The sequence below is a fragment of the Paraburkholderia sp. BGA-UO-ETr-F12 genome, from assembly GCF_059567945.1.
This window is the reverse complement of sequence record NZ_JCAQOZ010000046.1, coordinates 112486-135651: the sequence shown is the minus strand read 5'-3', so window position 1 is coordinate 135651 and position 23166 is coordinate 112486. Positions and strand designations below refer to the sequence as shown.

Below are 23166 nucleotides of genomic sequence, written 5' to 3'. Positions count from 1 at the left end.
TCAAAGTGTGCGGGCGGGAACGCGGGATTCCTGGGCGGCGGTGCGAGCCGCGCGGCGTTTGTCGAGCCATGCATGCACCGTCCCGTAGACGACGGGAACAAACAGCAGCGTGGATACTGTGCCGAGCGCAAGGCCGCCAATGACGGCGCGGCCAAGCGGCGCATTCTGTTCGCCGCCGTCGCCGAGGCCGAGCGCCATGGGCAGCATGCCGATCAGCATCGCGAGCGCGGTCATGAGTACTGGCCGGAAGCGGCTGAAACCCGCCTCGAGCGCGGCTTGCAGCGGTGGTTTGCCGCCATGGTGGAATTCGCGCGCGGTGTTGATCACCAGAATGCTGTTGGCCGTGGCAATGCCGATGCACAGAATCGTGCCGGTCAGTGCCGGCACGCTCAGGCTCGTGCCGGTGCTGAACAGCATCCAGGCAATGCCCGCGAGCGAGCCCGGCAGGCCGCTGATGATGATGAGCGGATCGAGCCACGACTGAAAATTGACGACCATCAGCAGATAGACGAGCGCGATCGCGAACACCAGACCGCTGGCGAGTCCGCTGAAGGAATCGTGCATCGCCTGCACCTGGCCGCGCATCACGATCGATGCACCGGGCGGCAATTGCGGGCGGATCTGATCGACCAGCCGGGTTACGTCAGCCGCCACACCGCCGAGATCGCGCCCTTGTGCCGACGCGAAGATATCGAGCACCGGTTGCACGTTGTAGTGCGAGACGACGGCCTGCTGCGTGACGCGCGTCAGCGTGCTCAGCGCGCCGAGCAGGTTCTGCGGCACGGGCCCGTTGCCGCTCGGCGCACCGGACGCTGTCGTCGCGCCCGTACTGGCAGCGCCGCTCTGTGCAACAGGAATATTGGCGAGCGCCTGCAGCGAGTTGATGTCGTACTGCGGCATCATCGCCATCAGCGGATAGCTGACGCCGTTCTTCGGATCGAGCCAGAAATTCGGCGTGGTTTGCGAACTGCCGGAAAGCGCGATCAGCAGATTCTGCGACACGTCGCGTTGCAGCAGGCCCGCCTGAATCGCCCGGGTACGGTCGACATTGACGTTGATCGCGGGTTCGTCGCCCGGTTGCTGGATGCGCGCATCGACGAGGCCGCGCACACCGCGCAGTTGTTCGAGCAGGCGGTTCGCTACGACACGATTGGCGTCGAGCTTGTTGCCGACGATCTGGATATCGATCGGCGCGGGCAGCCCAAAGTTCAGAATCTGGCTGACGATGTCGGCGGGCAGGAACGCAAACGTAACGCCGGGAAAATCTTTCGATAGCACGGTGCGCAGCGTCGTCACATAGGCGGCCGTGGGTTTGTGGCCGGCGGCGAGCGTGATCATTACCTCGGCGTCTTCCGGGCCAATCGGGTCGGAGGAGTCGTAGGTCAGGTTGATGCCGCTCACCGGCACACCGATGTTGTCGAGCATGGCCGCGAGCTCCTGTTTCGGGATCACGCTGCGCACGCGGGCCTCGACTTCATCGGTGATGCGCGCGGTGTCTTCGATGCGCGTGCCGGTCGGCGCACGCAAATGCAGGCGAATTTCGCCGGTATCGACGGCAGGGAAGAAATCGCGGCCGGCGAATGGCACGAGCACGAGCGAGCCGATACACAGCAACAGGAAGATAGCGATGAACCGGCGCGGTGTCGCGATCGCCGACCCAAGTACGCCGCGATAGCGTTCGCGCAACCGCTCGAAGCGATGTTCGAAGGCGGCCTGGAAGCGGATCAGGCGCGCGATCGGGCCATTACCCTTGACCGGTGCGTTGCTGCGCGCACGCATCAGATACATCGCCAGAGTCGGCACCAGCGTACGCGAGAAGAAGTACGACGCGATCATCGCGAATACCACCGCTTCGGCGAGCGGCACGAACAGATAACGCGCCACGCCGGAAAGCAGGAACATCGGCACGAACACGATGCAGATAGACAGTGTCGAGACGAACGTCGGCACGGCGATTTCGCCGGAGCCGTTCAGAATCGCGTCGTGCAGCGGCTCGCCGTTTTCCAGATGATGGGTGATGTTTTCGATCGCGACGGTGGCATCGTCGACGAGAATCCCCACCGCGAGCGCGAGCCCGCCGAGCGTCATGATGTTGATGGTCTGGCCCAGCGCGGACAGCGCGATCAATGAGGTCAGCACCGCAAGCGGAATCGACACCGCGATGATCAGCGTGGCGCGCCAACTGCCGAGGAACAGCAGGATCATCAACGCGGTCAACGCGGCGGCGATCACGGCCTCGCGCGCCACGCCCATCACCGCCGACTTCACGAACACCGATTGATCGGACAACGCGGTGATATGCAGCGCGCTCGGCAAACCGGCGGCGATATGCGGCAGCATCGCCTTGACCTGCTGGATGATGGTCAACGTCGACGTGCTGCCGGATTTTTCGATGGTGAGGAGCGCGGCGCGTTTGCCGTCGCTGCGCACGATGTTGGTTTGCGGCGCGTAGCCGTCGCGCACATGGGCGACGTCGCGCACGTACACCACGCCGCCCGCTACCGTCTTGATCGGCAGGTCGTTCAGCGCGGCCACCGTGTCGGTGCTGCCGTTCATCTGGACGTTGTATTCCTTCGTGCCGATCTTGGCGGTGCCGCCCGGCAGGATCAGGTTCTGTGCGTTGACGGCGTTAACCACGTCGAGCGGGGCAAGACCTTTGGCTTGCAGGGCGCGCGGATCGATATCGACCATGATCTGGCGCACCTTGCCACCGAACGGCAGCGGCACCGATGCGCCTTGCACCGTCGCCAGTTGCGTGCGGATCTGGCTGTTGCCGAGGTCGTAGAGCTGCTGTTCGGACAGCGTATTGCTGGAGAGTCCGAGTTGCAGGATCGGTACTGTCGACGCGTTGTACGTAATGATGTTCGGCGGCAGGGTGCCGGGCGGCAGCACGCGCAGGATCGACGCGGAATTGGAAGCCGCCTCGGCGATCGCGCGATTGATGTCCGCGCCCGGGTGGAAAAAGATCTTGACCACCGAGACGCCATTCAGCGATTGCGACTCGATGTGCTCGATATCGTCGACGTCGGAGGTCAGCGCACGTTCATAGTTCGACGTGATGCGGTTGGCCATGTCCTGGGCGGAAAAGCCGTTGTACGTCCAGACGATGCTGACCACCGGGATATTGATGTTCGGAAAAATATCGGTCGGCGTGCGGAGTATCGTGAGCGGCCCAACGATAAAGATCAACACCGCGAGAACCACGAAGGTATATGGGCGGCGCAGCGCGAGCTTGACGATCCACATGACGGTTTCCTGAAAAGAGGCAGAGGGAGGCGAGCGTCCTGCTGGAGCGCCTGGCGGCACGCGACGCGGGCTTCTTGATGAGTCAGGAGTGTGGAGAAGAGGCGCTTACCGGGGACGGTCCGCTAGATTACGGTTCTGTTATCTGCCGTTCTTCTTTGAGTTCTTTTGTTTAAGCGCGACGTATAGATAACAAAACGGTAATCCTCGGGTCAGTGCTCCGACAGCTGAAATGACAAGAATAGGAAACGTGGTTCAGACCACTCATTTCTTGCACTTCACCGGAGAGACATCATGAAACTGCTTACCGCTATTGCTGTTGCCGCGCTCAGTTTGCCGTTCGGAGCGAATGCGTTTGCGCAATCCAATCCGTCGGGACTCACACGGGCTGACGTTATGGCTCAGTTGAAACAAGCTCAGGCCGAAGGGCTCGTGCCGACGCCCAATAACGACTATCCCCCTACCGCGGTGGAGATTGCGCGTAATCGGGAGATTTATGACATTCAGCATCACACGGATGGCGCTGGCGCGGTCAAGACGGCTGGCGTACCGGCCGCGGATGCGGGTGCGGCTTCTAACTGATGCCCGGTCTGCTTTCCGACGGGAACTGACGACGGACTACAGCGCGAGGCAAGGTTTTATTATCGCCCCGCATTCAACGTGAATGGGCAAGGCCTCGTTCAGGCCAAACCCAGCGCCCAATCCACCGCCGCATCAAACAGACTGTTACCCGCCGGCGAGAGGTTGCCGAAGGTGTCGTTGTTCAGGAAGAACATCACGCGCCGGGCCGGCGCCAGCGACTCGTAGTCCATCGTGGCGCCTTTCTCATACGCGAAGATTGCCGCCTTTTCAGGCTGGCCATACAGCGTTGCAATGGTCGTCGCGCCCAAGCCCGGTTTGCCCCAGCTCATCGCGGCCTGCTTGACGTAGACGTTCGTCACGCCCGCCGGCAAGCCGGCCGCAATGGGGTGGGGCGCGTTGACCAGCCACAGGTAACGCTCCTTTTCCGCTTCGCCAAAATCGACGTCGTGACGCTTGCCCGTCATCGCGAAGTCGTCGAGCAAATCGTTTTCCCATGTCAATAACGGCTTGACCAGGTAGCGCCAGCCTCCCGCCACCTGTTTCGATGAGACCGTCGATGAAATGACGACCAGATCCGCGTCGCCCACCGCCTCGGGCGGTTGCGCCTGATCCAGCATGCGTACGCTGTAGCCGCGCGCGGTCAGGTGCGCCGCGATCTTCTGGTCGACGGCCAGGCTCGGGCCATTCAGTTGCACGAGCATCACGACTTTCTTGCCCGCGCGCGGATCGCTCGATGCGGCGCGCGCGGCGGGTGTCGCGACCGCCAGCACCGCACCGAGGCTCGCCGCGGTAGTGAGAAAGGTCCGGCGTTTGCGGGCGGGCGCCAGACCCTTGTTAGCGCGACGGTTCCAGAGTTTCATCGTGACTCCCATATCCTGTTGATCCATTGAACCCACATATCGTGCGTACGGTGTCCGTGCGCACGCCTAGAACTCGAGCGTCGACAGCAAGGAGACCTGGCGCGCGTCGCCAACCGCGACGAAGTAGCGGTTCGCGCTCGACGGGTAGTAGGTCTTGTTGAACAGATTCTTCACGTTGAGCTGGAACGACAGATGGCGATTGCCGAGTTTTGTTTCGTAAGTGGCGAAGGCATCGGCGACGGTGTAAGCCGGCAGCGTGAAGCTATTGGCCGAATCGCCGGGGCGTGGGCCGACATAATGCGCGCCGGCGCCCACCCGCAACTGGTCGCCGCCGAAGATGGTGCCGAAGTCATAGACCGCAGCCAGCGATGCCGTATTCTGCGGCGCGTTCCACAGGCGCTTGCCGGCATACAACGGGTCTTCGGTGGTTTTCGCGTCGATGTACGCGTAGCTTGCGATCACGCTCCAGTGCTGGCCGATCTGCCCGGCCACATCGAGCTCCACTCCGCGTGAACGTGCCTTGCCGGCCGTGCGCCAGTCGGTCTGTTTGGTGGCGTCGTTGTACTGCTGCACCAGCACGTTTTTCTTGTCGATGTTGAAAAGCGCTAGCGTGCCGCTGAGGCCATTGGGCATCGCAATCTTGGCGCCGAGCTCCCACGACGTGGCTTCTTCAGGCTGCACCGACGAATCGATCACCACGCCGGTGGCAAGCGGCGCGATCGTCGAGGTCGGCTTGAGCGACTGGGTATAGCTGCCGTATAGCGATACCGTGTCGGTCCATTTGTAGACCACGCCCGCGCGCGGCAGCCATTTGCTGCCGTTGATGTCCGTATTGACGACAAACGGCCGGCCCTTTCCCGCGATCTGGTTGTAGCTCAGAAAACGCGCGCCGCCGATCAGAATCCACTTGTCGGTGAGATGCAAATTGTCCTGGAAGAAGAACGAGCGGTCGTGCAGCGTGTCGGTCTGATCGCTGTCGCTTGCGGACACGGTGGTCGACGGGCTCTCGCGTCCGTAGATCGGATTGAAATAGTTGAACGGATATTTCGTGGCCTGGCGCAGCAGGTCCTTGCGATAGATGCGGCGGTACTCGCTGTCGACACCGACCTGCAAATCGTTGCGCAAACCCGCCAGGTTGAAATGGCCGTCCACGTATGCGATCGCGTAGCTGTCCGTGCTGAGCGCGCCATGCGTCGCGTCGTTGCTGCGCGACACGGCGCCGGTCGTGCTGTTGATACCCTGCACGCGCAACTGACCGGCGTCGTAGGTCTCACGGTTGTAGCTATAGCCGAAATGAGCCTTCCAGTTCGCGTTGATCTGATGATCGACGCTGATTTGCGCGAGGTTCGATTCGCCGTCCATTTCGTTGAACGGTTCGTCGAGACGTTCGCGGCTCGAAATCGCAAGCGGCTGGTTGGTCTTCGGATCGAGCGCGGTGCCGCGGTCGAACGGATAGAGAAACTTGCGATATTCGTACGACACCACCACCTGGGTATCGCGTCCGTACCACGCGAGCGACGGCGCCACGAGCGTCTCGCGGTGCTCGCCGAAGTTGCGCCAATACTGCTCGTCGGTCTGATCGACCACGAGCCGGTAGGCGAGACCGGAGTCGCCGATCGGCCCGGTTGTATCGAGCGTGGCGCCGGCGCCGTTGCGGCCGTGTCCGTAGGTCGAACCGAGCACGGAGATCGCGTGATAGGGCTGAAGCAAGGGCTGCTTGCTCACCACGTTGACGACGCCGCCCGGGTCCATGATGCCGTACAGCAGCGAGGTCGGGCCTTTGAGCACTTCGACACTGTCGGCCGCCGCGTTCAGCGCGCGCCCTTGCACCAGCGGCATGCCGTTATGCATGATCGAACCGTCGCGATTGCCGCCGAAGCCGCGCTTGAGCAAGGTGTCCTGCGTGCCGGCCAGCGTGTTGCCTTGCACGATGCCGCTTACGTTCGCAAGCGCATCGTCGAGATTACGCGGACGCTGGTCATGCAGCACCTGGGACGGCACGATGTTGACGGCTTGGGCGGTGTCAAGCACCGGCGTGTCCGAACGCGTTACCACCGAGTCGGCAGGGGGCCGGTAGCTGCCGGCTTTCACCATTGTCGAACTGACCGTGACGGCGGGGAGGGTGGTGCCGTGCGGGTCGCCGTCGTCCGCTGCCGCCTCAGTGCGCGGGACGAGCGTATAGCCGCCATTGGCCTGCTGCGTCGCGCCGAGTCCTGTGCCGCGCAGGATTCGCTCGAAGCCTTGCCTGACGTCGTAATCGCCGTGCAGGCCTGCGCTCGTGCGCCCGTCTGTCAGTGCCGCCGGAAAGGACAGTAACAGCCCGCTTTCGCGCCCGAAGCGATTGAGCGCCGCTTCGAGCGGCCCGGCCGGAATGTCGTAGTTCTTGCGCGCTGGCGCCTCGGCGGAAGACGGCGCATCGGCTGCCAGCGCCAGGTTGAACGGCAGTCCGGCGGAGATCAGTGCGGCCGTTGCGATGTGCCGCGCGCGCATCGCGCCACGACTGCCACGGCGGCGATTGCCGGCGCCGGTCTTTCGATACTGTCCCATGTTCAAAACTCGCTGGAAGGGTGACGATGTGTTGCTCTCATCTCCCTTGTCACGCGAGATTCGAAAACAGCTCACAACAGACGAAATAATTTTCAGCGACGCTTGGGTTCGCCGGTTTCAGGTGCGCGCCGCGCGCACGGTGCCCCAGTAGCGCGTAATGAATACGACCTCGACCGGCAAGGTTGCGGCCACGGTGTCGAGCACACGCTCCGTGTCGGCGAGCGGGAAGGTGCCCGAGATCCGCAAATCGGCCACGGACGGATCGCAACCCAGATGCCCCGTGCGGTAGCGATCCAGCTCGGCTACGAAATCGCCGAGCCGCATGCCGCTCGCGACGATCAGACCATCCGTCCACGCTGCGTCGTTCTCGCTGAGCGGCTCGACTGCGCCGACGTTGCCGTGCGTGAAGCGGACGCGTTGTCCGGCACGGACCACCGGCGCAAGGCCGGCTGCGTCGCGCGGGCTGACCCGCACCGCGCCCTCGAATACATCGAGGCGGCTAAGCGCACTCTGCTGCCTGACGGCGAAGCGTGTCCCCAAGGCTTGCAAACGCCCTTGCACGGTCTCGACAATGAACGGCCGTTGTTCGCCGGCGGGATGGCCGGTCGCGATCATGATTTCGCCTTTGATCAGGCGCACGCGCCGCTCGGTGCCGTTGAAGCCGATATCGATGGCGCTGTCGGTGTTAAGCGTGACGCGGGTGCCGTCGGCAAGTGTGACGGTGCGGCGCTCGCCGGGCGCGGTGTGCACATCCGCACTCCATGCGCGCCACGGCACGTGTTCACCGGCGAGCCATGTCGCGCCGCCGGCGAACAACAAGGTCGCGAGGACTTTGACGCTCGCGCGGCGCCTAGCCGACCCGGTACGCGTCAGCGCAGCGCGAGCGGCCGCTGCGCCGCCTGCGTCCACAACGCCCGTGCCTGCTTCGGTGAGTCCCCTGAAGCGACTGCTGACGCTGCAGATGTGCTGCCACGCGCGTTCGTGATCGGGATGCTCGGCGCACCAGCGCGCCAACGCGAGTTGCTGGGCGCGCGTGTCTTTACCGGATTGCAATTCCATCCACCACTGCACGGCGCGCATGGCGATGTGTTGCGGAATATCGGGTCTGGCGCTCGCGTTCATCCGTCGATCCGTCAGGCCACGTTCAGCGCAAAGAAACACTGTGCGCCGGCGCGCACCAGATGACGTTTCACGGTCGAGATGGAAAGCTTCAGTTGTGCGGCGATCTCGGCGTGGGTCAATCCGTCGAGCTGGGCCAGAAGGAAAGCACGTTTGACGGCGAGCGGCAGCCGTTCCAGCAGGCTGTCGATCTCGCACAGCGCTTCCAGAAGCAGCGCGCGCTCTTCAGGTGAGGGCGCGAAATTCTCGGGCACGAGCGCCAACGCTTCCAGATACGCACGCTCGATCTGCTCGCGACGCCAGTAATTGGCCATGACGCGTTGCGCGACCGTGGTCAGAAACGCGCGCGGCTCTTGCAGACCCAGCGGTTCATCACGGGCGAGCAAACGCAGGAACGTGTCGTGCGAGAGGTCGGCCGCACGATGCGCACAGCCGAGCTTCTTACGCAGCCATGCGTGGAGCCAGCCGTGATGATTGCTGTAGAGCACCTGCATCTCGTGATGCAGGGCCGATTCGTTTGCCGCCATGACCCACCGGGCGCGTCAGATCCGCGGATGCGACGCCTTTGTAAATGAGAATGATTCGCATCATAACATGTCAAAATGTAAGGTGGAAAGGCATCGACTCATGCATTAGCCTGCTTTACGAACCCAGTTGCCCCCGTGTGCCGCGGCTCGCGCTGCCGGCGAGGTCGCGAGATAAGCCAGCGCCTGTTCAGTGGAGCCTTCGTGATGGGGCGTGTAGCGTGGATTGAAATAGCGCAACGCCGCCGAAATCATTTTCCAGAACGACGGCAGACAACGGCGCCGCGCTCCGGCGCGCCACGCGAGAATAAAGCCGTAGTACCTGCCGGCAGCAGGATCGCGTTGATGCATGAAGCGTGCGCCGCGCGTCAGGAAGTACAGCAGAAGCATGACGGTCGAGAGCATATGGAAGCAGCGTTCGAAATAGGTGCCGCCCATATGCCGGAAGATGTCGAAGGCCACCGTGCGATGTTCGACCTCTTCGGCACCGTGCCAACGCAGCAGGTCGAGCATGGTGGGGTCGGCGTGGGCTGCATCGAGCCCGTCGGCATTCAGCACCCAGTTGCCGAGATAGCCGAAAAAGTGCTCCAGCGCGGCGATCACGCCAAGCTGCTGGCGCAGCCAGAAGCGCGTTTTCCCGATCTTCAGCCCAAGCGGCTGTTCGCCGAGCAGCTTGCCGAACAGCCAGTCGAGTTGTTTCGTGAAGGGCTGCGTATCGATGCCGTGTGCCTTGTAGTAATGCGTGAGCACGCCGCCGTGCGAGCGCGAATGCACCGCTTCCTGACGCAGAAATCCCTCGGCGTCGTCGCGCAAGGCCGGGTCGGTAATGAGCGGCAGCGCCTTGTTGTAGACGCGGCAGAACCATAGCTCGCCGGCCGGGAACAGCAGGTTCAGCACATTGATGATGTGCGTGCTCGACGGATCGCCCGGAATCCATTGAATCGGTGTTTGGCTCCAGTCGAACTTCACGTGACGGGCCTTGATCTTGTGCTGGGTTTGCTCCTGGTTCATAACGGTCTCCGGCGTCTGATTGGTGAGCCCACTGAGTTCAGCGCGGCATCATGCTGATGCGGGCGATCGCGCGGGTGAGCGGCACCTGGTGCCGTGCGGTCAGTTCACGGCGCCAGTACTTCGGCACCCATCGCGAGAGATCTTCGGATAGTGCCGGGCTGACGTATTTGTCCAGCGTCGGCACGATCGCCTGGACTGGGGCGTGCGCGTAACGCTTGCGCGGCATGCACAGGCAGCGGATGAAGTTGACGCGGTACGGGTAGCCATGCACGAGGACCACGGTCGGCCGGGCGGGGCCGCCCCATGCGCTGGCGGCCAGGGTCACGTCGCCCGGGCGCACCGCGAAACTCGTGCGATGCATCGCGGGCGGCGCCTCGTACAGCGTGGGCGGCACGGGTTCGGTCAAAAGCTGCATATGCGCCTCCGTCATGCCGCGGCCAACGCCCGTCCGCGCTGTGCCCAACGGCGCACATGCGGCAGGTCGTCGTCGAGCCAGTAGGCGTCGTCTTCGGTGATGACGAGCAGTTCTTCGAACTTGGCGCCCACGCCCTGAAATCCGAGATGCGGCTCGACGGCCCACAAGCCGGGCGTCGGTGCATGATCGGAACGGCGATCGATCGACCACAGCGGCGACCAGCCTTCTTTCCTGCCCGCGCTCACCTGGTCGAGGACCAGATTGCGCGTGGCGTTCAGACCGAAGCGCGCCACGAAGCGCGGCTTGGCGGGGTTGTGCAGCTTCGCGACACGATGCGCCAGCACCTTGAACGGATAGGCCTTATGGCGCGGCTCCACGCCCTGTTGCCTGCATAGCAGGTCGACCGCGCGCGCCACGTCGGCAAGTGTGCGCCGTTGCTTGACCATACTGACGATCAGTTCGCGGTGTTCCGCGAGATCGTCTTTCAGTTGCTCGAGAATCGGATTCGTACCGACGCAGGTGGCGTAGCCGACATCGGCGATCACGCCGTTCAACACGGGTGCCACGTCGAGAATGACCGGCATGTTTTCTTCCAGACGGCGTGAACCCGGGAAGAAGGCGAGATTGAAGCCGGCCATGTGCGACAGCCCGGAGAAGCCCTCAAAAGCGGTACGGTCACCAAACCAGGCGAAGGGTTTGTGCAGCCAGTCATGCACGCCATGGTCCTGTAACCATTCGCTCAGCAGCCGGGCGGCGTCCTTTTCCGTCATGCCCGGTCGAAGCAGGTCGCCGATGCTCTCGACGCACCGGTACGCCAGTTGCTGGACTTCGCGGAATTGCGCCAACTCGTCCACGTTGACGTGTGGAATGGCCTTCTCGCCCATGCCTGCCTCCCAATATGCTGTCCGACGGGCGTACAGCAGCCCAGCACGATGACATTTTTTATTGTTACATTGAATGATGTAACGATTGGATGCTACACCATGAAAAAGACCAGTCCACTGGTTTTTTCCCTGGTGGGTCGTCGGGTGGGGAGGAGTGCGCTCCGGCCGGGATCGCGTCCAGTCGGCTGAACTGAAGTCCGATCACCGACTGAAAGCGGGGGGCACACTCGACAGGACGCTAAACGGCCGGTCGATCAAGGTCGCGGGGTATGGATGCAGTCGCGATGGCGGCAATGATTGAAGCAAGGCCGGCCATCACGAACGTCGCGGACAGGGAGGTTGTGATCACCATCCCCGCAATGGCCGATCCGAGCGGAAAGCCGGCGAGATTCAGGCTCATCGAGATGGACAGCACCCGGCCGAGCTGACGCGGATCGGTGCGCCGCTGACGCAAGGTCAGCAGCGCGACGTCGATTGGACCGGACGCCACCCCGGCAAGCATCAATCCGATGGCTAAGCCGCCAAAGCCGAATTCCGCTGCAACCGGCCATGCAGCCAGGGCGGTAACGATCATCCCGGCCGCCATGATGAGGCGTTCACGGCCCGTGGTCCGCAGATGGCCGGCGAGAAGCGCTCCCAAGCCACCGGCCATGCCCATCGCGGCCCACAGCAAGCCGGTTACTGAACTGCCCACCGCGCTGGCGTAGTGATTGGCCACGAATACCGGAACCACCACAACGAGAACGCCCCAGGTGGCCTGATACAACGAATAGGAAATGGCGAGTCCCCGCAGCGTCGGCTGACGCGCGACCATCTGAATGCCCTCGATCGTCTGGCGCAGCAGAGATGTCTGGGTGGAGGCGAGGCCGGGCAGATTCTGGACGTAAGACAAACAGATCGCCGCGCCCGCGTAAGCCACGGCGATGACGGACAGCGCGGATTCAGGTCCGAACGAAGCAACGATCAGCCCGGCCAAACCGGGTCCCACCACGTCGACCACGGCGTAGACCGCGGTGTCCAGCGCATTGGCCCGATCGAGCGCGTGGGCCGGCACCAGACGCGGCAGCAGGGTTCGCGTTCCCGCCGCGCCCAACGGACCGGTAAGCGAGAGCAGCACGACCAGCACAAACAGAACCGGTATGCTGGCCCAGCCAACCCAACTGGTCATGCTGATGGCGGCGATGTAGATCGCGCTCGCGATCAGATCGATCCTCAATGCCGTTGTCGGGCCCATACGGTCAAGCAGCGCACCCGCGATGGGGCTGACCACCAGGCCTGGGACAATCGCGGCGAATGTCAGCCATCCGGCCAATGCCGGCGACGAAAATCGCGTCAGCACGAACAGCACTAATGTCAGGGTGAACATGCGCCCGGCGAGGCGCGACAGAGTCGCCGCAAGAATGAGCGAAGACAGGCTGGGGATCTTGAGAAGAGCACGATAGGAATTCTGTTGTTCCATGGTGGCCTGTTGGTGGAACCGGCTCGACGTCGCGCAGGCTCAGGCTGAAACGGAAATACCACCGAACCGCGCACCTGATGACGACGGCAGGGAAGCGGTGACCGTGATAAAGCGATTTCGTTTCTTCACCACTTCATTCTACCGTCGCCGCTCCATCAGCCTGCCAGTGCCGCGAGGCCACCTCGGTTGTATAGAGCCGCCACCCCTTACGCGGCACGGCGAAGAATGCGAACGCGCCAGTGGTCTGGGCGTGGCCAGCCGCTTCAGGCCGCGCTTTCACGCTCCATGCGCTGTTCATCAGCGCCGCCGCGCTGTGTCTGCTGCGCATTCAGATAGCGTGTGAGGTCGGTATTAGTCACGAAGCTAGCGGCCGAGGAGGCCGTGAGAATGTCCTCGGCCTCTTGCGGTTTCGCGATCGCGAAACCTTGCACGTAGTCGACGCCCAGTTCATTCAGCGCGCGCAAGGTCTCGAGGTCTTCGACCCATTCAGCAATGCTGCGCATGCCGAGATTGCGTGCCAGGCTAATGATCGCCTCGACGATCGCGACGTCGGCCGGATGGTTACACATCGTGCGCACAAACTCGCCGTCGATTTTTAGTGCGTCGGCCGACAGCTTCTTGAGGTAACGAAGTGAGGTCTGACCCGCGCCGAAATCGTCGATCGCGATCTTTGCACCCATGTCGTGGACGCGCGCGATGAAGCGCTCCGTATGCTCGAGATCGTGCAGCGCGACGCTTTCGGTGATTTCGACGCACAGGTAATGAATGACGTCTTCGTGACGCGAAAACAGCTCGAACAGCTCGTCGAGAAATTGTTCGTCGTTGAGCGAACCGCCGCTCAGGTTCACGCATACGAAGCGAGTGGTGGAGAGCGACGCGCGGTTGTCCCTGAGCCATGCGAGCGTCGTCGAGAGTACCCATCGGTCGATCGCGGTGATGGTACCGGAGTCCTCCGCGGCGGCGATCAGTTTCGCGGCGGTCGCGACCGAGCCGTCCGGCATGCGCAGACGCAGCAGCACTTCAAAGTCGAGCGCTTCTGTCGGTGCGCGCATCGACATGATCGGCTGCATCACGAGGAACAGCCCCTCGGGTAACCGGCTCTGTCCCAGCGCCTCGATCAGGCTGATCTCGGCGGCGCGCTCCTCAAAGGCCGGCGCGCCCTTGCGCAGTGCGACGAGCCGCGCATTGCCGCCGCGTTTTGCAGCGCGACACGCACGGTCGGCATAGGCGAGGGCGTCGAGGACTCGCTCACCTTGCGAGCACTCGACTACGCCGACCGATCCTCTGATCTGGAACGCTCGCGTGTCGACATGAACCGGTGCGGAGTTTAGCGCCGAGACCAGTTCACGGCAGCGCGCGACCGCATCGTCGATTTCCATGTTCACGAGCACGCAGACGAATTCGTCCCCGCCGATTCGCCCGATCGGCACGTCGGAACCGAGGCGCTCGACGAGGCGCGCAGCGACATGCCGCAGTATCTCGTCGCCGGTCCCGTGGCCGAACAGGTCGTTTAACAGCTTGAAGCGGTCGAGATCGAGATACGCGAGCGCCCACGGACCGTTTTCGCCGCTTTGCCGGCTGATTGCATGCTCGATACCGCGACGGTTCAGGAGACCGGTGAGTGGGTCGTGCTCGGCCAGGAAGTGCAGCCGCTCCACAGCTTTCGAGCGGTCCGTCACGTCCTCGAGCGAGCCTTCGATGAAGCCGTTCGCGCGAATCGCTCGCAACGAGTAGCGCCGCGCCTCTGTCTTCGTGCCGGCTGTACCCTCGATCTCGATCGACGCCGAGTCGTCGCGCTCCAGGAGTTCAGCGAGCGCGCGCTCGGCGCCCGGGGCGAAATAGTCGGCCCAGCGATGCGCGCCGTGGTGCTGTTGAGGCAGGCCCAACATCGAGTGCAGCGCCGGATTGGCGCGAAGGAAGGCGCTGTCCCCGCTCAGCGTGAAGAGGCCGATCGGCGTGACGTCATACGTGTTGCGCAGTTCGATTTGCATTTGTCGGCGCCGCTCTCGCTCTTCGCGCATACGTTCCGCAATAGCGAACGCACAAAGCATGCTCGACGACAGTGCTGTCACCACGGGGCTCAGCGCGCCGGCCAGCGCCTTCACGCCGAGCGCGGCGGCGAGTACTTGCGACAGCGTCGCGAATAGCACGATGCCCATTGACGCGACATACCAAAGCACGGTCCGTGAGCGGGCCTTGATGAACAACTGTACGAGGAAATAGGTCAGCACCAGTATGCAGAAGCTGGCGCACGCCCAGAGCACGGGAATGAAGTGCGCGTAGCTCAGCGTACATGCGGCGATCATCAGCAGGCAGCCGCCATACCGCACGGCGTGCAGGCTCCAGCGCAGGCCGATTGCTTTCAGCTCGCGGCGAAAAAGCTCCACAAAGAGCGTCGTGGTCAGCACGTAATAGGAAGCGAACGTGAATTCCCGCAACAGTGCGATATGGTCAGGCGGAATGAGCCAGCCCATCCATTCGGTATCGAAGCCCATTGCGTTGGCGCTCAACCGGAGATTGCCGACGAGCCAGGCGGCAAAGATCACGTAAGTCCATTCGCGATTGATGATTGCTGTAACGAATACGAAGATCGCGAGCGTCAGCAGGCCGCCAGTGATCAGCGACGCGCTCTGAGTAAAGTCGAGGGCGGATACCTCGAGCTCCTCGGCGTTCGTTGCGGATGCGGTGATATACGCGGGTCCGGAGAAGGTGCCTCGGCACAAGATCTGCGTTTGAGCGGCGTGCTCGTCGAGCCTCAGCGCAAAGCCGGCCTTGTTGGCGCGCATCTCTCCGCTCGTGCCTTGGCGGTTGGCCGCGCCGAGCAGCGTCAGGACGGGGCCGGTCCGCCAGCAGGACAGCGCCTGTGCGTGCCGCGACGGCAGGTCGATGAATGTCGGGCCTGCGCCGCCCAGAGCAGGCGCGGTGAGCATGAACCAGAAGGGTGTTTCAGCGAGATGGGTACTAAAACGTGCAGTGGGCGCGGCGTCGCGTAGGCGGGCGATGGCGGTGGCGGGTGACAGTGTCGCCGACGGATCCGGAATCACGGGAAAGCTGAGCGCGACCATTCCTGTCGTGTCAAATTGGCGCGGCGCCCAGAACACGACTGCGATGCTGCCGAGCACAATCACAAATGGCGCTACGTATACCGAGAACCGCTGAAAAGCCCAGCCGGTCAGTCGGTCCCGGAACGCCCACTTAACGCGTGTCATTTGCTGCCCTTCCCCAATGACTTCACTTTGGTTTCATTGTGATGCTGCCATAGTCAGTCGCGATAGCACGACTGCGCTGACGCGACCGAGCTCCTGTCCGCCCGAGTTTCTTCGGGCGGACATCTTGCTTTACGTTTCGCTCAGCGGCCACGGATGACCTGAGGCGCTATCCGTCAGGGCACCGCAATCAGCCTCATGGCCCGCTGCGCTCTGATTTGATGCGCTGGTGATGTCGATGTCAATGTGATCCGTTTCAAAAAAGAAACCGTAGAACGGGTGATTAACCTTCGCCCAACGCTGACGGACCAAAGCAACCGGTTTCGCCATTACGCGATGTGGCAACCCTCCAACGTGCGCCATTGGAAGGAACTCGTTCTGGCCGTACACATCGCCGAATAACATCGCTTCATATTCCCGATCGAGCGGTGAGCGCGCCGTAATTAACATCCAGTCGACCCCATTCTGCGCACAATACATGAAGAACGCTTTGCACAGCGCCACCTTCACCATGCGACCGATCGGACCGCGCGCGACTCCAAGCCTCGTCGCCTCAGCGAGGCTTGCCTGACCCAGCCAGTCCGGCAGACGGACCGATTGTTCGACGGCCAGCGGACCGAATGTATTGGTCTGGACCCGCATGGTGCCGAGCGGGCCACCATCCAGACGCGATTGCGCGAGTAGCACAACGGTGCCGGGCGCGCGGTCCAACGTCTCGACGACCATGGTCTCGGCGAATTCCGGCACGTGACGTCGATAGGCGGCGCGACGCATCTCGACGGCTTTGTTGAGGTCAGCCAGGTTACTTGCCACCTGTACCGTAAACGGCAACCTTTCCGTTTTCTTTACGGTGTTCTGATTGAATCGTTCTTCGAGCGACGTGTAGCCCGTATTTTGCGTTAAAACAACTGAATCGATGCGGTCCATTTCAACCTCGTAGACGGATGAGAAGAAAAGTCTGTCGCCTTGGAAGCGATGGAGTTGCTTCCAAGGCGACAGACTAGATTCTCATGAACGCAAACGAGGTGACTTAAACGGCGGGGAAAATTTGGAGAGGCGGGTTTTGGTGGGAAAGGTTTGGAAACCCGAGAAAATTAGCGCCAGCGGTGAGGCGCGGGTGCGCTGCGCTTGCAGCGCGCTGACGGCGCGCGCTAGCCACCGCGAAATGTCATCGGTCAGGCGCGCCGCCGGCATGGGCACGGATCGCAGGATGTCGATCGCGCGGACCACCGCGGCGGCGTGCCGGGTCCGGCTGGCCGTCTCATCGCCCATCGCGACACAACCCTTTTTCGTACGGCAAGGATTGCGAGACTCTTTTTTAAAATACGGATGGCTGCTGGTCCCGCGGGCGCAAGGCCGGCTGAATCTCTGTCAATCAATCGCAACTGAAGTCATTGTGAGCAAGCGTAATGTAGTGGTGCTGGGCGCGGCCGGTCGGCGATCGGAACTTTCGGCGGATCTCTTGCCCACATCGACCGGCGGAATTGGCCGGTACGGTCATGAAAGAGACGCTCACGCGCTCCGGCGTCGACCCGGCGGCGATCCATTCCGTGACCGTCGGCAACACGATCCTCACCGAGTCCCGCTTTGCTTACCTGGCGCGCGTGGCGTCTATCCAGGCCGGTCTTCCCATGGATTCGGTGGCGATGTCGGTGAATCGTTTGTGTTCGTCCGGCCTGCAGGCCATCGTGACGGCAGCGCAGAATATTTTGCCAGGCGATTGCGACTATGGCATCGGCGAAGGGGTCGAAGTGATGAGCCACGGCGGCTATCTATCCACCGCCATGCGCAACGGCGCGCGCTCACCGCCGGGCTGCGCCGGCGATCGCCGAAGGGCGTTTTAATTCGCAAATCGTTCCCATCGTCAAACAGACGAAGAAGGGTGAAGTGAGATTCGACACCGACGAGCACGTGAAGCCCGGCACGACAATGGAGACGCTCGGGAGGATGAAGCCGGCGTTCAAAAAAGACGGCACGGTGACCGCGGGCAACGCATCGGGTATCAATGACGGCGCGGCCTTTTTCCCGATGCGGCAGTGGCCACCGCTGCCAAGGTGTTGGATGCCGTGGACATGGAGGTCGACTGGTCGCTGGGGGAGCCTGAGCAGGCGTCAACTCCGCTACCATCGCCTGGCACGTGAATCCGAAATCAGTAGCTCAAACCCGCCAGTTCTCTTCGGAGCCTGGCGGGTTTTTCCTTGCCTGCGGGGCGCGAGCTACATACGGCGGTGGAGTCGCTCAATCGTTTAGTTGCGATTCGACGTTCAGGACGATCCGTGCCACCGGATTGTTGTCTGCCGATTGCGGAGCGAACTTGATCTGGGCGAAGGTGACAATACCGAGAGCGACGACCAGGAGTGCTCCAGACGCGGCGATGCGGGTAAGGTATTTCACAGGGACCTCATTTTGATGATGTAGACAAAAACTGGACGTAGTTGACAGGTGTGTCGACTCAACTTCAGCGGCATCTCGGTCCGCAACCCAGCAACGCCGGACGCGGCTGTCGGATCGCGCTTGCCGATCGGACGAAGTTTGTGCAGTGCACTATAACACAACCATCGGATCGCATCTACCGGTCACACGGGCTTGTGCGGTGCACTATAAATGGTTTATCCGTATGCCCGGTGCGACATCCCGTCGCGAGCGGATGCTTAATTGCTTGAGCATTTCTTATGTGAAAGTTTTCTGTAAGTCGCAATGGGCCGTCATGCTATGTGGGTGATTCTTGCAGGCATGGACACATGGCCGCCTCCGGAATCTCGCAACGGACCGACCAGCATGCCAGCATTCAAAAACACGACATTTCTATCTGGCTAGAACACGACATTTACATAAAGCTGCTACATGCAGTTTGTTGATAATTTATATTATGTAAAATCACTTATCCAACCTCGACACGGCGAAACCGAACTGAAACTTTTCCGGCAAGTTGATCGCTGTGGCCCGATCGAGGATCGAATTCCGCAAGCCATTCGCACAGGCGCTCCCCCCAATAGCCGCACCGTCCACGATTTGCCGACCTCACTCACGACACAAACGGCAACTTGCTATCGCGCGCGGCGGCCAGCATGGACAGCGTGATCTTGCGCACTTCGAGTTTGCTCTGCGTGATATGCGCACGCAGCAGAATGATCGCCTCTGTTAACCGGTTGCGCTCGATCAGATTTAGCATGGTCGAGTGTTCGTCGTAGGTGGCGCTCGTACGGTGCGGCTTCAGAAAATCCAGTCGACGCACGATGCGAATGCGCTCGGTAACTTCGTTATGCACGCGCAGCATCTCCGCGTTGCCCGTCGCCGCGACCAGTTGACGGTGGAAGTTCTCATCCATGCCGAACATCTTCACCGGATCGCTCTCACGCAATTCGGGCTCGACGCACCATATCGCCTTCAGCGCTTCCACGGCCGCATGGGCGACGTCGCCTCCCACCCCCACCCGTTCGACAGCCGCCACTTCCAGCACAATGCGCAAATCGTAGAGCTGATCGAGTTGATCGAAGTTGATCGGCGCAACTTTCCAGCCGCGCCGGAAACCGACTTCCAGGTAGCCCTCGCGTTGCAAACGAAACAGGCCATCGCGCATCGGCGTGCGCGACACGCCGTAGTGCTGCGCGATGCCGTTTTCGGAAAATCGGTCGCCGGGAAACAGGCGGAAACTGAAGATATCGTTCTTCAGTTGCTGGTACACCTGCTCGGCGAGCGGATTGGCGGCGGCCGGCACGCCAGGCATGCCCTGCGTTCCCGCAGCGCCCGGCGTTTCAGGCCCTGCGGGGGGCTCGAGCAGATTCGTCGTATCGTCGTTCATTGATGCCTCATCCCCCTTTTTCTTATTATCGGCGTTTCATGGCATCGCGATAAGGCTGACATGAGCCGCGACGATTTTCCAGCCGTCGGCGGGACCGAGCCTCGCCCATGTCTGCATCTGACGGCCGATCAAAGGCGTGGCGTCGCTGGTGAATTCAGTGCTGACGGTGGCGAAGTCAGTACCGAAGGTCGTTACCACGGTGCGATGCAGCTTGCGCGACTTCGGCACCGGATCGCAGCGCTCACGCCATGCACGGATCGCTTCGCCGCCATGCTGGATTTCGGCAATCCCATAGCGGACCGTCTCCGGCGTGTGCCAGAAAAGCGCGTTCATTGCCGCGACGTCGTTGTCGACCAGCGCGCGCTCGTATTCGACAAAGGCCGCCTGCACTTGAGCGACCACTTCCGGCTGATTTATCTCCATGCGGGAATTGCCTCGTCGAGTTTCGTCAATGATGAAAACGGCGCGGTCCAGCCGACAATGCCGCCTTGCGAGCTAATCATGTCGAGTGTCGCCTGTTTGAACGCGGGGAAATAGCTGGCGGTTGCGTCTTCGATCAGCAAACTGTCGTAGCCGCGGTCGTTGGCTTCGCGCATCGAGGTCTGCACGCAAACTTCAGTGGTCACGCCCGCGAACACCAGATGCGTGATGCCGCGTATCGCGAGCTCTTCGCCGAGCCGGGTGGCGTAGAACGCACCCTTCCCCGGTTTGTCGATCACGAGTTCGCCGGCTAGCGGCGCGAGCGGTTCAATGATCGCATTGCCGGGCTCGCCGCGAATCAGGATGCGTCCCATCGGTCCGGCATCGCCAATGCGGGCATTGGGCGCACCTCTGAGCCGTTTCGCCGCCGGGCAGTCGGACAGATCCGGTGCATGCGATTCACGCGTATGCACCACGAGCCATCGATGCCCGCGCGCGAAAGCGAGCAATGCGGCGACAGTCGGCACGATTTCGGCCAGCAGCGACACGTCATTACCCAGCGATTCGCCGAAGCCGCCCGGTTCGATGAAATCGCGCTGCATGTCGATTACGATCAGCGCGGTTTTTGTGGAGTCCAGGGTGAAGGGACCCGGTTGGGCGTCGATTGTCAACTCGGTTTGCTGGGTCATCCGATGGCTTCCTTCATTCTTTCCGTGGGTACGGCGTCATGCGCCGCGGTATCGCCGTGCCCTGCCATATGCTGACCGAGCAAGGCCCGATCCGCGTGCGCCGCCGGCGTCTCGAACACCAGCCTGCCCTCCGCGATCACCACGATACGGTCCGCCAGTTCGAGCAGTTCGTCGAGGTCCTCGCTAACCAGCAGCACCGCCGCACCTGCATCGCGTGCGGCCATCAGACGGGCATGAATATCGGCGACCGAAGCGAAATCCAGACCGAACACGGGATTCGCGACAATCAGCACATTCACCGGCTGCCCGAGTTCGCGCGCCAGCACCGCGCGCTGCACATTGCCGCCCGACAGCGTGCCGATGGGGCGCTCGGGTAGCGGCGGACGCACATTGAACTCGGAGATCAGCTGTGCGGCGCGCTCGCGCACAGCACGCCGGTCGAGCCACCAGCCGCCGCGCCGCAACGGCTCGCGATCGAAGTCGCGCAGCGCGAGGTTCTGCGCCACGCTCATCGTGGCGACGCAGGCGTTTTTCAGGGGCTCCTCGGGAATCGCGAACACGCGCCTGTGGGTCATCTTTTCACGCGTTGCATGGTAGGCCTGGCCCGCCACCTCCATGTCGCCGGTTTTCACACGGCGCTGACCGACCAGCGCCTCCACCAGTTCCTTCTGTCCGTTGCCGGAGACGCCCGCCAGCCCGAGGATTTCGCCCGCCCGCAGGGACAGCGTCGCGTGCCTGACCGCCGTGTGGCCGCGATCGTCTTCCACTGATACGTCGCGCAGTGCGAGACGCACTTGCGCCATGTCGTCGACGGGTTTGCGTGGCAGACGCTCGACGGTCACCGCGGCCATCAATGACGTTTCGTTTTCCGAATGGATTTCGTTCGGCGCATGACTGGCGACGGTCCCCATCATCCACGCTGCGAGTTCGTCGCGGCTTGTGTCGGCAACTGCGCTTGTGCCGACTTGCCTGCCCTTGCGCAACACGGTGACATCGTCGGCATAGGCCATCACTTCGCGGAACTTATGCGTGATCATCAGCACCGTCAACTCGCCGCGTGAGCTCAGATCGCGCATCAGGCCAAGCACTTCGTCTGCTTCTTGCGGCGTCAGAACCGAGGTGGGTTCGTCGAGAATCAGGAAACGCTGCTGCAGATAGAGCTGCTTCAGGATCTCGAGTTTCTGCTTTTCACCCGCAGCGAGAATGGCCACCGGCGCGTCGAGCGGCAAGCGAAACGGCATGCGTTGCATGAATGCGGCAAGCGCGGCACGCTCGCCCTTCCAGTCGATTTTCCACGGCATGCGTCCGCGCGCGAGCAACAGGTTTTCTTCGACAGACAGGCCGGACGCCAGCGTGAAATGCTGATACACCATGCCGATGCCGAGCGCCTGTGCATCGCGCGGCGACGCGATATGGACCTCGCGACCGTCGGCGGCGATCTGTCCGCTGTCGAGTACGCCATAGCCGACCAGCCCTTTCACGAGCGTGCTCTTGCCCGCCCCGTTCTCGCCAAGCAGCGCATGAATCGTGCCGGCCTTGACCTTGATCGAGACGCTATCCAATGCGCGAAACGCACCGAACGATTTGCTTGCGTTCAGCACTTCCACGCCCAATGCCTTCGGCGCCGTGGTCATGATTTATCTGCCTGAAATGGCGAGCGCCGCTGCCGGCGCCGTCGTCGTGGCCAGTAACGTGGCGAGCAACGCGTGCGAGTCCGATACCGTGCCGAATACGCCCCCTTGCATGGTGATCATGTGCAACGCGGCGTCGTGATTGCGCTTGTCGGTCGCGCCGCAGCAATCGGCCAGCACCGTGCATTCGAAGCCGCGATCGTTGGCTTCGCGCATCGTCGTGTGAACGCAGACGTCGGTGGTGATGCCCGTCAGCACCAGATTGACGATGCCGCGGGTGCGCAGGATCAGTTCGAGATCCGTCGCGCAGAAGGAGCCCTTGCCGGGTTTGTCGATGATGATTTCGCCTGGCAGCGGCTTCAGTTCGTCGATGATTTCCCAGCCCGGCTCACCGCGCACGAGGATCCTGCCGCACGGGCCGTCGTCGCCGATGCCTACGCCGTCGGTGCCCGCGCGGCGGCTGCGCCAGCGTTTATTCGCGGGCAGGTCAGAGAGGTCCGGGCGATGCCCTTCACGTGTGTGAATGATCGTGAAGCCCAATTGGCGCATGAGTTGCAGGACGCTTTTGATCGGCTCGATCGGCGCGCGCGTCAGCGACAGGTCGTAGCCCATTTTGTCGACATAACCACCGTGGCCGCAAAAATCCGTCTGCATGTCGATGATCACCAGCGCTGTGTTGTCCGCGCGCAGGTTGCCGTCGTAGGGCCACGGATAGGGCTTCGCTTCGATGAATCGGTTCATGGTGGTGAGGTCCTCGTTGGGTTCCTGGTAAGG

Annotated in this window: 18 protein-coding genes and 3 pseudogenes; 2 read left to right on the top strand and 19 right to left on the bottom strand. The window is 62.3% G+C overall.

Features of this window, described 5'->3' with window-relative positions:
• Positions 1 to 3246, bottom strand: a complete 3246-nt coding sequence (locus tag AC57B6_RS19860) for an efflux RND transporter permease subunit (protein ID WP_496421952.1) — start codon at positions 3244 to 3246, stop codon at positions 1 to 3.
• A 291-nt stretch (positions 3247 to 3537) separates the two neighbouring features.
• Between AC57B6_RS19860 and AC57B6_RS19855 the strand changes: the two genes are divergently transcribed.
• Positions 3538 to 3825, top strand: a complete 288-nt coding sequence (locus tag AC57B6_RS19855) for a DUF4148 domain-containing protein (RefSeq protein ID WP_046572963.1) — start codon at positions 3538 to 3540, stop codon at positions 3823 to 3825.
• A gap of 98 nt (positions 3826 to 3923) precedes the next feature.
• On the opposite strand, the gene AC57B6_RS19850 is transcribed toward AC57B6_RS19855, so the two are convergent.
• The 12 genes and pseudogenes from AC57B6_RS19850 to AC57B6_RS19795 all read right to left on the bottom strand — a co-directional run bounded on the left by AC57B6_RS19850 (position 3924) and on the right by AC57B6_RS19795 (position 17122).
• Positions 3924 to 4685: a hypothetical protein gene (locus AC57B6_RS19850; RefSeq protein ID WP_496421951.1), complete on the bottom strand. Its 762-nt coding sequence runs from the start codon at positions 4683 to 4685 to the stop codon at positions 3924 to 3926.
• A 66-nt stretch (positions 4686 to 4751) separates the two neighbouring features.
• Positions 4752 to 7232, bottom strand: a complete 2481-nt coding sequence (locus tag AC57B6_RS19845) for a TonB-dependent siderophore receptor (protein WP_183803944.1) — start codon at positions 7230 to 7232, stop codon at positions 4752 to 4754.
• A gap of 117 nt (positions 7233 to 7349) precedes the next feature.
• Complete coding sequence (locus tag AC57B6_RS19840; RefSeq protein WP_496421950.1) at positions 7350 to 8354, bottom strand: FecR domain-containing protein; 1005 nt, start codon at positions 8352 to 8354, stop codon at positions 7350 to 7352.
• An 11-nt stretch (positions 8355 to 8365) separates the two neighbouring features.
• Positions 8366 to 8878: a sigma-70 family RNA polymerase sigma factor gene (locus tag AC57B6_RS19835; RefSeq protein WP_496421949.1), complete on the bottom strand. Its 513-nt coding sequence runs from the start codon at positions 8876 to 8878 to the stop codon at positions 8366 to 8368.
• A 105-nt stretch (positions 8879 to 8983) separates the two neighbouring features.
• Positions 8984 to 9886, bottom strand: a complete 903-nt coding sequence (locus AC57B6_RS19830; protein WP_030100559.1) for a metal-dependent hydrolase — start codon at positions 9884 to 9886, stop codon at positions 8984 to 8986.
• A 73-nt stretch (positions 9887 to 9959) separates the two neighbouring features.
• A pseudogene (locus AC57B6_RS19825) lies at positions 9960 to 10142 on the bottom strand (SDR family oxidoreductase); the annotation flags it as partial.
• Positions 10143 to 10312: 170 nt separating this feature from the next.
• The gene (locus tag AC57B6_RS19820) at positions 10313 to 11185 is read right to left on the bottom strand and encodes a M24 family metallopeptidase (RefSeq protein WP_046572967.1); all 873 of its coding nucleotides are present in this window, start codon (positions 11183 to 11185) and stop codon (positions 10313 to 10315) included.
• Between the two features lie 238 nt (positions 11186 to 11423).
• Entirely contained in the window at positions 11424 to 12644 is a 1221-nt protein-coding gene (locus AC57B6_RS19815; protein WP_183803952.1) for an MFS transporter, read from the bottom strand.
• A gap of 22 nt (positions 12645 to 12666) precedes the next feature.
• Positions 12667 to 12771, bottom strand: a pseudogene (locus AC57B6_RS19810) (IS6 family transposase); the annotation flags it as partial.
• Positions 12772 to 12907: 136 nt separating this feature from the next.
• The gene (locus tag AC57B6_RS19805) at positions 12908 to 15853 is read right to left on the bottom strand and encodes a putative bifunctional diguanylate cyclase/phosphodiesterase (RefSeq protein WP_406869731.1); all 2946 of its coding nucleotides are present in this window, start codon (positions 15851 to 15853) and stop codon (positions 12908 to 12910) included.
• 129 nt (positions 15854 to 15982) lie between these two features.
• Positions 15983 to 16777 (bottom strand): N-acyl amino acid synthase FeeM domain-containing protein, encoded by a 795-nt coding sequence (locus AC57B6_RS19800; RefSeq protein ID WP_406869732.1) that lies wholly within the window; start codon positions 16775 to 16777, stop codon positions 15983 to 15985.
• Positions 16778 to 16858: 81 nt separating this feature from the next.
• Positions 16859 to 17122 carry a hypothetical protein gene (locus tag AC57B6_RS19795; protein WP_406869848.1) on the bottom strand — a complete coding sequence of 88 codons (264 nt, stop codon included), beginning with the start codon at positions 17120 to 17122 and terminating at the stop codon, positions 16859 to 16861.
• Between the two features lie 124 nt (positions 17123 to 17246).
• Here AC57B6_RS19795 and AC57B6_RS19790 point away from each other — a divergent pair.
• Positions 17247 to 17872 (top strand): annotated as a pseudogene (locus AC57B6_RS19790) (thiolase family protein); the annotation flags it as partial.
• Positions 17873 to 18088: 216 nt separating this feature from the next.
• Here AC57B6_RS19790 and AC57B6_RS19785 read toward each other — a convergent pair.
• The 6 genes from AC57B6_RS19785 to biuH all read right to left on the bottom strand — a co-directional run bounded on the left by AC57B6_RS19785 (position 18089) and on the right by biuH (position 23133).
• The gene (locus AC57B6_RS19785) at positions 18089 to 18244 is read right to left on the bottom strand and encodes a hypothetical protein (protein ID WP_408352638.1); all 156 of its coding nucleotides are present in this window, start codon (positions 18242 to 18244) and stop codon (positions 18089 to 18091) included.
• A gap of 631 nt (positions 18245 to 18875) precedes the next feature.
• The gene (locus tag AC57B6_RS19780) at positions 18876 to 19652 is read right to left on the bottom strand and encodes a GntR family transcriptional regulator (RefSeq protein WP_028194478.1); all 777 of its coding nucleotides are present in this window, start codon (positions 19650 to 19652) and stop codon (positions 18876 to 18878) included.
• 36 nt (positions 19653 to 19688) lie between these two features.
• A complete protein-coding gene (gene hpxZ, locus AC57B6_RS19775; protein WP_496421948.1) occupies positions 19689 to 20075 on the bottom strand; it encodes an oxalurate catabolism protein HpxZ in 387 nt (128 codons plus the stop codon).
• Positions 20066 to 20761: a cysteine hydrolase family protein gene (locus AC57B6_RS19770; RefSeq protein ID WP_028194476.1), complete on the bottom strand. Its 696-nt coding sequence runs from the start codon at positions 20759 to 20761 to the stop codon at positions 20066 to 20068. Before AC57B6_RS19770 ends, hpxZ begins: the two co-directional genes overlap by 10 nt.
• Positions 20758 to 22395, bottom strand: a complete 1638-nt coding sequence (locus AC57B6_RS19765; protein ID WP_496421947.1) for an ABC transporter ATP-binding protein — start codon at positions 22393 to 22395, stop codon at positions 20758 to 20760. The genes AC57B6_RS19770 and AC57B6_RS19765 overlap by 4 nt, the downstream gene beginning before the upstream one ends.
• A gap of 3 nt (positions 22396 to 22398) precedes the next feature.
• On the bottom strand, positions 22399 to 23133 hold the full coding sequence (gene biuH, locus AC57B6_RS19760; RefSeq protein WP_252890194.1) for a biuret amidohydrolase: 735 nt from the start codon (positions 23131 to 23133) through the stop codon (positions 22399 to 22401).
• Positions 23134 to 23166: the final 33 nt, after the last annotated feature.

What these genes read in the sequence shown, in the direction of transcription:
- AC57B6_RS19770 (WP_028194476.1), bottom strand. Translation starts at nt 20,761, where the DNA reads ATGACCCAGCAAACCGAGTTGACAATCGACGCCCAACCGGGTCCCTTC.
- AC57B6_RS19820 (WP_046572967.1), bottom strand. Translation starts at nt 11,185, where the DNA reads ATGGGCGAGAAGGCCATTCCACACGTCAACGTGGACGAGTTGGCGCAA.
- AC57B6_RS19860 (WP_496421952.1), bottom strand. Translation starts at nt 3,246, where the DNA reads ATGTGGATCGTCAAGCTCGCGCTGCGCCGCCCATATACCTTCGTGGTT.
- AC57B6_RS19835 (WP_496421949.1), bottom strand. Translation starts at nt 8,878, where the DNA reads ATGGCGGCAAACGAATCGGCCCTGCATCACGAGATGCAGGTGCTCTAC.
- AC57B6_RS19805 (WP_406869731.1), bottom strand. Translation starts at nt 15,853, where the DNA reads ATGACACGCGTTAAGTGGGCGTTCCGGGACCGACTGACCGGCTGGGCT.
- AC57B6_RS19840 (WP_496421950.1), bottom strand. Translation starts at nt 8,354, where the DNA reads ATGAACGCGAGCGCCAGACCCGATATTCCGCAACACATCGCCATGCGC.
- AC57B6_RS19855 (WP_046572963.1), top strand. Translation starts at nt 3,538, where the DNA reads ATGAAACTGCTTACCGCTATTGCTGTTGCCGCGCTCAGTTTGCCGTTC.
- AC57B6_RS19795 (WP_406869848.1), bottom strand. Translation starts at nt 17,122, where the DNA reads ATGGGCGATGAGACGGCCAGCCGGACCCGGCACGCCGCCGCGGTGGTC.
- AC57B6_RS19850 (WP_496421951.1), bottom strand. Translation starts at nt 4,685, where the DNA reads ATGAAACTCTGGAACCGTCGCGCTAACAAGGGTCTGGCGCCCGCCCGC.
- AC57B6_RS19765 (WP_496421947.1), bottom strand. Translation starts at nt 22,395, where the DNA reads ATGACCACGGCGCCGAAGGCATTGGGCGTGGAAGTGCTGAACGCAAGC.
- AC57B6_RS19845 (WP_183803944.1), bottom strand. Translation starts at nt 7,232, where the DNA reads ATGGGACAGTATCGAAAGACCGGCGCCGGCAATCGCCGCCGTGGCAGT.
- AC57B6_RS19800 (WP_406869732.1), bottom strand. Translation starts at nt 16,777, where the DNA reads ATGGACCGCATCGATTCAGTTGTTTTAACGCAAAATACGGGCTACACG.
- AC57B6_RS19830 (WP_030100559.1), bottom strand. Translation starts at nt 9,886, where the DNA reads ATGAACCAGGAGCAAACCCAGCACAAGATCAAGGCCCGTCACGTGAAG.
- AC57B6_RS19780 (WP_028194478.1), bottom strand. Translation starts at nt 19,652, where the DNA reads ATGAACGACGATACGACGAATCTGCTCGAGCCCCCCGCAGGGCCTGAA.
- hpxZ (WP_496421948.1), bottom strand. Translation starts at nt 20,075, where the DNA reads ATGGAGATAAATCAGCCGGAAGTGGTCGCTCAAGTGCAGGCGGCCTTT.
- biuH (WP_252890194.1), bottom strand. Translation starts at nt 23,133, where the DNA reads ATGAACCGATTCATCGAAGCGAAGCCCTATCCGTGGCCCTACGACGGC.
- AC57B6_RS19815 (WP_183803952.1), bottom strand. Translation starts at nt 12,644, where the DNA reads ATGGAACAACAGAATTCCTATCGTGCTCTTCTCAAGATCCCCAGCCTG.